The 7,804-nt window shown below is 62.7% G+C and carries 6 protein-coding genes; 1 reads left to right on the top strand and 5 read right to left on the bottom strand.

Annotated elements, in window-relative coordinates; translation table 11 throughout:
- Window positions 1-172: 172 nt before the first annotated feature.
- The 4 genes from AB5Y48_RS08230 to AB5Y48_RS08215 form a co-directional block, all read right to left on the bottom strand.
- On the bottom strand, window positions 173-445 hold the full coding sequence (locus AB5Y48_RS08230) for a hypothetical protein (protein ID WP_050667525.1): 273 nt from the start codon (window positions 443-445) through the stop codon (window positions 173-175).
- A 366-nt stretch (window positions 446-811) separates the two neighbouring features.
- Entirely contained in the window at window positions 812-2,389 is a 1,578-nt protein-coding gene (gene guaA, locus AB5Y48_RS08225) for a glutamine-hydrolyzing GMP synthase (RefSeq protein WP_060586298.1), read from the bottom strand.
- 68 nt (window positions 2,390-2,457) lie between these two features.
- Window positions 2,458-3,921, bottom strand: a complete 1,464-nt coding sequence (guaB, locus tag AB5Y48_RS08220) for an IMP dehydrogenase (RefSeq protein ID WP_050667523.1) — start codon at window positions 3,919-3,921, stop codon at window positions 2,458-2,460.
- Between the two features lie 187 nt (window positions 3,922-4,108).
- A complete protein-coding gene (locus tag AB5Y48_RS08215; protein ID WP_050667522.1) occupies window positions 4,109-4,723 on the bottom strand; it encodes a YitT family protein in 615 nt (204 codons plus the stop codon).
- A 424-nt stretch (window positions 4,724-5,147) separates the two neighbouring features.
- Here AB5Y48_RS08215 and xseA point away from each other — a divergent pair, with 424 nt between their 5' ends.
- Window positions 5,148-6,482: an exodeoxyribonuclease VII large subunit gene (xseA, locus tag AB5Y48_RS08210; protein WP_050667521.1), complete on the top strand. Its 1,335-nt coding sequence runs from the start codon at window positions 5,148-5,150 to the stop codon at window positions 6,480-6,482.
- Here the strand turns inward: xseA and hutW are convergent.
- Complete coding sequence (gene hutW / locus AB5Y48_RS08205) at window positions 6,429-7,754, bottom strand: heme anaerobic degradation radical SAM methyltransferase ChuW/HutW (RefSeq protein ID WP_368164166.1); 1,326 nt, start codon at window positions 7,752-7,754, stop codon at window positions 6,429-6,431. The genes xseA and hutW overlap by 54 nt on opposite strands.
- Window positions 7,755-7,804: the final 50 nt, after the last annotated feature.

The raw sequence follows: 7,804 nt of genomic DNA, 5'->3' as shown, positions 1-7,804 counted from the left end.
TTCGATGCGCATAAAAAATCCGAAACCAATCAATAGGTTTCGGATTTTCACATATCAGAAGGATCGGTCAATGGATCCTTAACTGATCGGCATTACGCCGCAGTGGCGTCTTTTCATTGCAGGTTTTGGGGGCGTCACCGCTGGCCAGCCCCTCCCCCACCACTGCCCGCGATTAGATGGGAGTGATGGAGGTGATATGAGCAGAGCCGTCCAGCGACTTGAAGATCTGCACGACAGCCTCGCCGTGAATGGGCGTCGGTAACGGTACTGTGGTCTTGCATTTGTAGCGGTAGTTCATCCCCGCGACCACCTGGGTGGACACCTCAAAGGGCTGATACTCCACCCCGACAAATCCTTTCATGGCTTCGTTGAACACCGCTTGATCCTCGGCGGTCAGCTTATGGTATGCAGTCCATCCGCCAACCAGCACAGCTTGATCCGACATAACAAACCCTCCGTGATGACTCATCCCTACTCATATGGCTGTTCGGGTTCCGCCCCGTTGATTTAGGTGGTGTCCGGACTCCACCGGGAAGCCATGCCAAGGCTTTCGGCATGAAAGACTCCCACAGGGTGTAAGGCAGCAGGCTGCCATACTCCCATATCGCCATGACAGCGCCGTCTCGAAAGCGGTCTCATTTGGCATTAATGAGCGTAGGGTGGGTTTCAAAAAGCGCCCCTGTTACAAATGACAGTCACCCTGTTCTCGACTCCAGATCTCAAGAAGAGTGAGACGCAAACGATTGGAAAAAGAAAAGACGCCCCAAGGGCGTCTTTTTAACACTTTTGGCTGCGCTCGGGGCGCGGCCGCTTATTCCCACTCGATGGTGGCGGGCGGCTTGCCGGAAACGTCGTACACCACGCGAGAGATGCCATTGATCTCGTTGATGATGCGGTTCGACACGTGGCCGAGGAAGTCGTACGGCAGGTGGGCCCAGTGGGCGGTCATAAAGTCGATGGTCTCGACGGCACGCAGGGCAATGACCCAGTCATATTTGCGACCATCGCCCATGACACCGACCGAGCGCACCGGCAGGAAGACGGCGAACGCCTGGCTGACGCGGTTGTAGAGATCGGCCTTGCGCAGCTCTTCGATAAAGATGGCATCGGCGCGGCGCAGCAGGTCGCAATACTCTTTCTTCACTTCGCCGAGCACACGCACGCCCAGGCCCGGTCCCGGGAACGGGTGGCGATAGAGCATGTCGTAGGGCAGACCCAGTTCGAGACCGACGCGGCGTACCTCGTCCTTGAACAGCTCGCGCAGGGGCTCGACCAGGCCCATCTTCATCTCTTCCGGCAGACCGCCGACGTTGTGGTGAGACTTGATGACGTGGGCCTTGCCGGTCTTGCTGGCGGCCGATTCGATGACGTCGGGATAGATGGTGCCCTGGGCCAGCCAGCGGGCGTTTTTCAGCTTCTTCGCCTCGTCGTCGAACACCTCGACGAAGACGCGGCCGATGATCTTGCGCTTGGCCTCCGGCTCGTCTTCGCCGGCCAGTGCGGTGAGGAAGCGCTGCTCGGCATCCACCTTGATGATGTTGAGACCGAAGTGATCCCCAAACATCTCCATCACCTGGGTCCCTTCGTTCAGGCGCAGCAGGCCGTTGTCGACGAAGACGCAAGTGAGGCGATCGCCGATGGCGCGGTGCACCAGCATGGCCACCACAGAAGAATCCACACCGCCGGAGAGACCCAGGATCACCTCGTCATCGCCCACCTGCTCGCGAATGCGGGCGACGGCGTCGTCGATGATGGTGGCCGGGGTCCACAGACACTCGCAGCCGCAGATGTCTTTGACAAAGTGCTCGAGCATGCGGGCACCCTGGCGGGTGTGGGTCACTTCCGGGTGGAATTGCACGCCGTAGAAGCGCTTATCTTCCCAGGCCATGGCGGCGTGGGGGCAGGTCGGGGTGCGGGCAACCGTGGTGAAGGTCTCGGGGATGGTGGTGACCTTGTCACCGTGGCTCATCCAGACGTCCAGCATGGCATTGCCGTTATCGGCGATGGCGTCTTCGATGTTGCGCAGCAGGGCGCTCTGGGCCACCACCTCGACCTGAGCGTAGCCAAACTCGCGCTCGGTGGAGGAAGAGACCTTGCCACCGAGCTGCTCGGCCATGGTCTGCATGCCGTAGCAGATGCCAAACACGGGCACACCGGCGTTGAAGACATATTCGGGGGCGCGCGGGCTGCCCGCCTCGGTGACGGACTCGGGGCCGCCGGAGAGGATGATGCCGCTCGGATTGAATTCGCGGATCTGCTCTTCGGTCACGTCCCAGGCCCACAGCTCGCAGTAGACACCGATTTCGCGCACGCGGCGGGCGATCAGCTGGGTGTACTGGGAACCGAAGTCCAGGATCAGGATACGGTGATCGTGAATATTTTTACTCATGTTCATCCTGTTTCAGGCTGGTGTGGGGGTAAAAAGGTTGGAAAAACGGGGCGCAGGGCCCCGTCTTGTTAGCCCATCCGATAGTTGGGGGCTTCCTTGGTAATGGTCACGTCGTGGACGTGGGACTCTTTCATCCCGGCGCCGGAGATCCGCACGAACTCGGCCTTGGTACGCATCTCGTCGATGGTGGCACTGCCGGTCAGGCCCATGGAGGAGCGCAGGCCCCCCATCTGCTGGTGGATGATCTCCTTGAGGCGGCCCTTGTACGGCACGCGCCCTTCGATCCCTTCCGGCACCAGCTTGTCGGCGGCATTGTCGCTCTGGAAGTAGCGATCGCTCGACCCCTTGGACATGGCCCCCAAGGAGCCCATGCCACGGTAAGATTTGAAGGAGCGGCCCTGGTAGAGCTCGATCTCGCCCGGAGCCTCTTCGGTACCGGCAAACATGGAGCCCACCATGACGCAGCTGGCGCCGGCGGCGATGGCCTTGGCGATGTCGCCGGAGAAACGGATGCCACCGTCGGCGATGACCGGAATGCCGGTACCCTCGAGGGCCTCGACGGCGTCGGAGATGGCGGTGATCTGGGGCACGCCCACGCCGGTGACGATACGGGTGGTGCAGATGGAGCCGGGGCCGATACCGACCTTGACCGCGTTGACGCCGGCCTCGGCCAGGGCGCGCGCGCCGGCCGCAGTGGCGACGTTACCGCCGATGATCTGCAGGTTGGGATAGGCCTCACGGGTCGCCTTGATGCGATCCAGCACCCCCTGGGAGTGACCGTGGGAGGAGTCGATGAGCAGGACGTCGACACCGGCCTCGACCAGGGCGGCGACGCGCTCTTCGTTACCGGCACCGGCACCGACGGCGGCGCCGACGCGCAGACGACCCTGCTCGTCCTTACAGGCATGGGGCTTGCGCTCGGCCTTCTGGAAATCCTTCACGGTGATCATGCCCTTGAGCGTGAAGTCGCCGTTGACCACCAGCACCTTCTCGATGCGGTGTTTTTGCATCAGACCCACCACCTCGTCACGGGCGGCGCCTTCGCGTACCGTGACCAGACGATCTTTTTGGGTCATGACCTGCTCGACGGTGAGGGAGAGATCGGTGACGAAGCGCACATCACGGCCGGTGATGATGCCCACCAGCTGGTTGCCCTCGGTGACCACGGGGTAGCCGGCAAACCCGTTACGGTGGCTCAGCTCCTTGATCTGGGCGATGGTCATGTCGGGACGCACGGTGACGGGGTCGGAGACCACGCCGCTCTCGTACTTCTTGACCTTGCGCACTTCGGCAGCCTGCTGCTCAACGGACATGTTCTTGTGGATAAAGCCGATGCCCCCTTCCTGGGCCAGGGCAATGGCGAGGTTTGCCTCGGTCACGGTATCCATGGCGGCGGAGATCATGGGGATGTTGAGACTGATCCCGGAGGTCAGCTTGGTGCGAAGATCGGCGGTATTGGGGAGAACAGTGGAGTGGGCCGGTACCAACAACACGTCGTCGAAGGTCAGCGCTTCTTTGGCAATCCTGAGCATGGCAATATCTCACCTGTGGTGTGGGGGTGTAAAATATTGCCGGCGAATTCTACCGATGAATCGGCCTGTCGTAAAGTATTAAATTTGAATTTTTTACGACAAATCCCGTTTATGCCTTCCAACACGGCAAAAGATCAACAATATCAGGCCAAAACCGGCCCGGTTTGCCGAGAAATGATCTTTTTGCTTATCCCAGGTAGCGGCCCGGTTTGTGCCAGACCATCAACATGGCGTTCATGGCCAGGGCGCTCAAGGCTGACCAGAGCAACAGCGGGAGCGGCAGAGTCAGCAGGGAGAGGGCAAAGACCAGCAGATCAAGTGCCATCTGGCTCTTTCCCGCATTGATGTGAAAGCGCCGCTGCAACCAGAGAGTGACCACCCCGACCCCGCCCACCGAGGCGTTGTGGCGCGCCAGCGAGAGCACCCCCATGCCGAGGAAAGAGCCCCCCACCAGGGCGGCAAACAGGGGGTGGATGTAGGTGACGCTCAACAGATGGGGCACCAACTGGGTGGCCGCCGAGAGCAGCAGGTTCACCGCCAGGGTCTTGAGGGTAAAGTCGCGCCCCATGGTGAAGGCACAAAAGATCATGAAGGGGGCGTTAACCAGAAAGAAGAGCACGCCAATAGGCAGCGCCACAAAGTGGGAGAGCAGCAGGGCGATACCGGCAATCCCCCCTGTGATCATCCCGGACCACTTGAGCAGATTGAGTCCCATGGCGATAAACATGATGCCAAGGGCAAGGGCATAGAGATCATCGAGACGGGTATGGGGCACCCGGCTGGTGAGGGTGGTATCAGACATGAATAAAGGCTCCCTGAAATAGCGGCGACCGGCGTCCTGCCAGCCCCCACAGCGACGTGAGTCGCGGCGGGTGGGGGTAAGATACCCCAAAGTGCCCTTATTCGGAATATAGGACCAAGGGTGAATAAAAAATCAGAATAAAGCGCCAACTCAGCTTGGGTAAATGGTTAATTCATTAAGTTCCACTCCCCATCGTCCCCTTCGGGGCAGCATTTTTTCTCCCTCGTCTGCTCCCCCTTGAGCCCTGCGAGTGCGCCCGCCGACCACCAGAGTGCGCCAATCGAACCCGGCATGTGGCTCATAGGCTATCTAACGCCCTCTCTGACACCCTCCCTAACAGCCTCCCTAACAGGAGGGATTCTGGGATAAGATAGGCCCCACGTTTCTCCCCGCCTCCGGGCGGCTACCGGCATAAGGGACCGTTTTGACCCACCCATCCCAGGTCTATACCGTCACCCGGCTCAACGGCGCCGTGCGCATGCTGCTTGAGCACGAAATTGGCACCGTCTGGCTCAATGGCGAGATCTCCAACCTCGCCATGCCGGCCTCGGGCCACTGGTACTTCTCCCTCAAGGATCTCTCCTCCCAGGTGCGCTGCGCCATGTTCAAGGGGAACAACCGCCGGGTGCCCCTGCGCCCACGGGATGGCATGCAGGTGCTGGTGCAGGCCCGCGTCTCCCTGTTTGAGCCGCGCGGCGACTACCAGCTCATCATCGAGAGCATGCAACCCGCCGGCGACGGGGTGTTGGCCATGCGCTTCGAGGAGCTCAAGCAGCGTCTCACCATCGAGGGGCTGTTTGATGCCGGGCGCAAGCGCCCCCTGCCAGCCCAGCCGAGGGCGGTCGGCATCATCACCTCCGCCACCGGCGCCGCCCTGCACGACATGCTGACCGTGCTGCGTCGGCGCGCCCCTGCTCTGCCGGTGATCATCTACCCCACTCAGGTGCAGGGTCAGGCCGCCATCGGCCAGATAGTGCATGCCCTCTACACCGCCAACCGACGGGCCGAGGTGGATGTGATCATCCTGGGGCGCGGCGGCGGCTCGCTCGAAGATCTCTGGTGCTTCAACGAAGAGGCGGTGGCACGGGCCATCGCCCAGAGCGCCATCCCGGTGGTGAGCGCGGTCGGTCATGAGGTGGATGTCACCATCAGCGACTTTGTGGCCGATCTGCGTGCCCCCACCCCGTCGGCGGCCGCCGAGCTGGTGGCTCCGGATCAGGGTCAGCTGCGCGAGCGCCTGGGGGCGCTCGATCTGCGGCTGCGCCGCAGCGCCTTGCAACTGCTGCAGGGGAACCGGCACCACCTCACCCTGCTGGCCAAGCGCCTCGAGCACAGGGATCCCCAGCGCACTCTGGAGCAGCAGTCCCAGCGTCTCGATGAGTTGGCCCTGCGCCTGGAGCGGCAGATGAGCCGCCAGCTGCAAGGCAGCGAGCGGCGTCTGGCCCAGCTTGCCCAGCGCCTCGAGCGACACACTCCGGCACGGCGTCTCGAGGAGGGACGGCGCCGCCATCAACTGGCCGGCGAGCGCCTCACCGCCGCCATGGGGCGTCTGCTGAGCGATCGCGGCCACCGCATGGGGACCCTGGCCGCACGCCTGGACGGGGTGAGCCCTCTGGCCACCCTGGGTCGGGGTTACGCCATCTTGCGCGATGAGGAAGGCAAGGTGGTGCGTACTCCCCGCGATACCCGGGTGGGGGCACGCCTGTCAGCCCGCCTCGCCGAAGGCGGCCTCAGGGTTCGCGTCGAGGAACTCGAGTAACCCGGCCTGCAGATTCACCGTCCAGAAACGCCCGGCCAGGGTGAGGCTCACCCCCTCCTCCCCCACCCTGGCCAAACCGTGCTCCTGCCAGCGTATAAACAGGGTGGCAAGGGGCGCCCGCCACGGCTCGGGCAAGATGGCCCAGGGTAACAAGCCCTGATCCAGGGCGCCGCTCACCCGTCCCAGCCAGGCATCATTCGGCCCTTGCCCCATCATCATGGCAGGCACCGGCACGCCGGCCGAGAGCGCCTGGTGCCACGCGTTCAGATCTCGCCCGTTCATCACCCTCATGCCTTGAAATACCCCCCCGGCCCCTGCGCCGAAGGGGAGGATCTCGGCCCCCGACTTGGCCAGCCGGTTGTAGCGGCTGTGCTCACGCCCGTCGCGTCGCCAGTGACAGCAGGAGAGGCGCTCCCAACCGGCCTCCTCGAGGCGCTCGGCACCACAGCGATACATGAGGGCACGCTCGGCACTGGGCAGCCCCTCGGGTTGGCGCCCCGAGGCGTTGAAGCGCTCGAGGTTGTTACCGGGCAGACCGATGAGCTGGTAGAGATCCACCCCGTGAACCCGGCTGGCCAAGAGATCGTCCAGATCCTGCGCCCAACTGGCGTGGCTCTGCCAGGGCAGGCCGAAGATAAGGTCGGCCACCACCACGGCACTGTCTCGTTCACTCAGGGTTTGCAGCCGTGCGAGCAGCGCCTCGCGCTCATCGAGGCGGCCGGCGGCCAGACGCACCCGGCTGTCAAAGCTCTGCACCCCAAACGAGAAGCGGTTAACCCCTCCCTCCAGGGCCGCTTGCCACTTCTCATCGTCAAAGCCGTTGAGGCGCCCCTCCAGCGTCACCTCGGCATCGGGGGCAAGCGGAAAGCGGCGCACTACCTCGAGCAGCCGTCCTATTTGATCGGCCGTCATGTCGGTCGGGGTGCCTCCCCCCAGATAAACGGCGCCAAACGGGCGACTCTGGGCGAAGGGGGTGTCGGCACGGCGCTTGATCTCCCCGCACAGGGCGGTGACATAGGCCTCCATGCGCGCCGGATTGGCGCCATTTTCGAAGAAGTTGCAGAAGCTGCAGCGCTTGCGGCAAAACGGGATATGGAGGTAGAGGGCACGCCGGGCCGCCGTCGAGGCTTGCTGCCAACGCTCTTGCCACTGCGGTTCATCAAGGGCAAGGGGAGCGCCTCTTCTGCCCGCATGGGGAGTGTGCTTGGCGACAAAGGCAAACTGGAGAGGGGATGGGGTCGCCATCCCGGTCATGGTGGGAGTAAAGATCATGGATTTTCTGCTTCTTTGTGATCACGCAATCCATTAATGATATTGATTAT

Source organism: Aeromonas sp. R6-2, assembly GCF_040908155.1.
In the GTDB taxonomy this organism is placed as follows: domain Bacteria; phylum Pseudomonadota; class Gammaproteobacteria; order Enterobacterales; family Aeromonadaceae; genus Aeromonas; species Aeromonas schubertii.
The sequence above is the reverse complement of the archived record's forward strand: the minus strand, read 5'-3'. Positions and strand labels throughout refer to the sequence as shown.